This is a genomic window from Variovorax sp. 01T439_2 (assembly GCF_056398445.1).
Map to the genome: position 1 here is coordinate 1 of NZ_JBFTPJ010000679.1, position 3,270 is coordinate 3,270.

At 68.7% G+C, this 3,270-nt stretch carries 4 protein-coding genes; all 4 read left to right on the forward strand.

What is annotated here, in order from left to right; genetic code table 11:
• Nucleotides 1-417 (forward strand): SDR family NAD(P)-dependent oxidoreductase (locus tag AC1DOC_RS25735; protein ID WP_478130761.1); only part of this gene is annotated, 417 nt, incomplete at its 5' end.
• A 17-nt stretch (nucleotides 418-434) separates the two neighbouring features.
• Nucleotides 435-1,247, forward strand: coding sequence for a cyclase family protein (locus AC1DOC_RS25740; protein WP_436299775.1), 813 nt, complete (start codon nucleotides 435-437; stop codon nucleotides 1,245-1,247).
• Nucleotides 1,248-1,392: 145 nt separating this feature from the next.
• Nucleotides 1,393-2,115 carry an SDR family NAD(P)-dependent oxidoreductase gene (locus AC1DOC_RS25745; RefSeq protein ID WP_478080037.1) on the forward strand — a complete coding sequence of 241 codons (723 nt, stop codon included), beginning with the start codon at nucleotides 1,393-1,395 and terminating at the stop codon, nucleotides 2,113-2,115.
• Between the two features lie 49 nt (nucleotides 2,116-2,164).
• On the forward strand, nucleotides 2,165-3,270 hold a 1,106-nt coding region (locus AC1DOC_RS25750; protein ID WP_478130762.1), incomplete at its 3' end, for an ABC transporter substrate-binding protein.

Below are 3,270 nucleotides of genomic sequence, written 5' to 3' on the forward strand. Positions count from 1 at the left end.
CTGCTGCGCCTTGCGCAGGAGTTCGGCCCCGCGCTCAAGGGCCGCTCGGCCGACGGCGCGACGGGCGCCACGGCCTGGGTCAACCTGCTGTCGATCTACGCGCTCAGCAACTTCCCGCCGCACGGCACCTTCAGCGCCTCGAAGGCGGCCGCGCATTCGCTTGCGCAGTGCCTGCGCGCCGAGATGCGGCCCGCCGGCATCCGCGTGATCAACGTGTTTCCCGGCCCCATCGACGACGAGTGGAACCAGCACACACCGCCGCCGAAGCTCGCGCCCACCGCGCTGGCCAATGCCATCGTCAAGGCGCTGCGCGACGGCGTCGAGGACGTGTATCCGGGCGACGTGGCGCAGGAGTGGCTGGAGCGCTGGCGCGACAACCCCAAGGTGCTCGAGCGGGAACTGGCCGCAGGCGGCTGAGAACAGGAGCCACACGAATGACCACGACAACCGAACTGATGTCCGCCGCCGAAATCCTCGGCGGCCTCGTGACCGCGATGGCCAGCGGCCGCATCCGCGTGATCGATCTCACGCAGACGCTCACGCCCGAGTTTCCGCAGATCGCCTTGCCGCCCGAGATGGGCCAGTGCTGGCCCTTCCGCATCGAGGAAGTGTCGAAGTACGACGAGCGCGGCCCGGGCTGGTACTGGAACAACTTCTCTTGCGGCGAGCACACCGGCACGCACTTCGATGCGCCGATCCACTGGATTTCCGGCCGCGACCTGCCGAACAACTCGGTCGACACGATTCCGGTGCAGCACTTCGTGGCGCCGGCCTGCGTGATCGATTGCTCGGCCGACGTGCAGGCGAACGACGACTACCTGCTGAGCGTGGCCGACATCGAGCGCTACGAGGCGGCGCATGGCCGCATTCCGAAGGGCGCATGGGTGTTGATGCGCACCGACTGGTCCAAGCGCAGCGACCCCGAGGCGTATCAGAACTTCGACGAAACAGGCCAGCACACGCCAGGCCCGAGCACCGAGGCCGTGCGCTTCCTGGTCGAGCAGCGCGACGTGCTGGGCTTCGGCTCGGAAGCCATCGGCACCGATGCAGGGCAGGGCTACCACCTGCGCCCGCCGTATCCGTGCCACTACTACATGCACGGGGCAGGGCGCTACGGGCTGCAGTGCCTGAGCAACCTCGACCTGCTGCCGCCCTCGGGCGCGGTGCTGATCTGCCCGCCGCTCAAGATCGAGAAGGGCAGCGGCAGCCCGCTGCGGGTGCTGGCTTTGGTGGGAGCTTCGCTATGACTCGCCACTGCGGTTTTGGCTTTGGCTCCTTCTCCCGCGTGCGGGAGAAGGCGGGGGATGAGGGGGCCTGCGGAGGCCGCGGGAGGCACCCTCACCCCAACCCTCTCCCGCGAGCGGGAGAGGGAGCAAGACGGGGAGAGCGCGCATGAACAAGGTAGCTGCAGTCACCGGCGGCAGCGCCGGCATCGGCAAGGCGATCTGCGAAGACCTGCTTGCACAGGGCTACGAAGTGATCTCGCTCGCACGCCGCAAGGCCGAGATCGATCACCCGAAGCTGCACAGCCTCGAAGTCGACCTGGCCGACCGCGCCGCCACCGGCGAAGCCGTGCGCGAACTGGTCGATCGCTTTGCGCCCACCACCATCGTCCACAACGCCGGCGTGATCCGCGCGGCGTTGCTGCCCGACGTGAAGCTCGACGATCTCGATGCGCTGGTCGACCTGCACCTGGCCTCCGCGATCCAGCTGGTGCAGGGCGCATTGCCCGCGATGCGCGCACAGCGCTTCGGCCGCGTGGTGCTGCTGTCGTCGCGCGCCGCGCTCGGCCTGGCCACGCGCACCAGCTACTCCGCGACCAAGGCCGGCATGCTGGGCATGGCACGCACCTGGGCGCTCGAACTTGCCGCGGACGGCATCACCGTGAACGTGGTGGCGCCGGGCCCGATCCGCACCGACATGTTCTACGACGTGGTCGAGGCCGGCAGCGAGAAGGAGCGCGCACTCGCCGCCTCCGTGCCCGTCAAGCGCCTTGGCGAATCGGCCGACGTGGCACGCGCCGTGCGGTTCTTTGCCGACCCCGACAGCAGCTTCATCACGGGCCAGGTGCTCTACGTCTGCGGCGGCACCAGCGTCGGCAGCCTCGCTCTCTGACAGTCATTCAGCGTTCTTCTCGTTCATCCATCACCTCTGGAGCATTGCCATGAAAGTCCTGAACAGATTCCGTGCCGTCGCGGGCATTGCCGCGGCCTTTGGCGCGCTGAGCGCCGCGGGCGCGTGGGCGGCCGATCTCAAGGTCGGCTTCATCACGTCGCTGTCGGGGCCGGTGTCGTCGCTCGGCATTCCCTACGAAAAGGGCATGAAGGCCGCGATCGCCTACAAGGCCGACATCGGCGGCCGCAAGATCCAGCTGGTTCAGCTCGACGATGCGTCCGACCCCTCCACGGCCGCGCGCAACGCCCGCAAGATGATCGACGAGGACAAGGTCGACGTGATCATCGGCACGGCCGGCTCGCCCGGCGCGCTGGCCATTGCCGGCGTGGCCCGCGAGACGAAGACGCCGCTGATCTCGATCGCCAACGCCAACCTGCCGGGCGAGGAGGGCGCCTGGATGGTCACGCTGCCGCAGCCCGCGCCGCTGATGGTGAGCGCGGTGGTCGAGCGCATGAAGAAATCGGGCGTGAAGACGGTCGGCTACATCGGCTTTTCCGACGCCTGGGGCGACCTGGTGTACGACGCGCTGCAAAAGAGCGCGGAGCCCGCGGGCATCAAGATCGTCTCGAACGAGCGCTATGCGCGCGCCGATTCGTCGGTGACCGGCCAGGTGCTCAAGATCGTGGCGCTGCGGCCCGACGCGGTGATCACCGGCACCTCGGGCACGCCCGGCGCGCTGCCCTACCTGGCGCTCGCGGAGCGCGGCTACAAGGGCCAGATCTACGGCATGCACGCGCTCATCAACCCGGACTTCGTGCGCCTGGGCGGTGCCTCGGTCGAAGGCCTGCTGGCGCCCACCGGCCCGGTGATCGTGGCCGAGCAGCTGCCGAGCGAAAACCCGATCCGCAAGGTGTCGATGGACTTCCGCGCGGCCTACCAGAAGGCCAACGGCGCACCGCCGACCGATGCCTTCTCGGCCTACACCTTCGACGCGTGGCTGCTGTACCTCGACGCGGCCCAGCGCGCACTCGCCACCAAGGCCGAACCCGGCACGCCGCAGTTCCGCCTGGCGCTGCGCGACGCCATCGTGAGCACCAAGGAGCTGGTGGGCACGCACTCGGTCTACAACTTCAAGCCGACGGACCGCTATGGCTC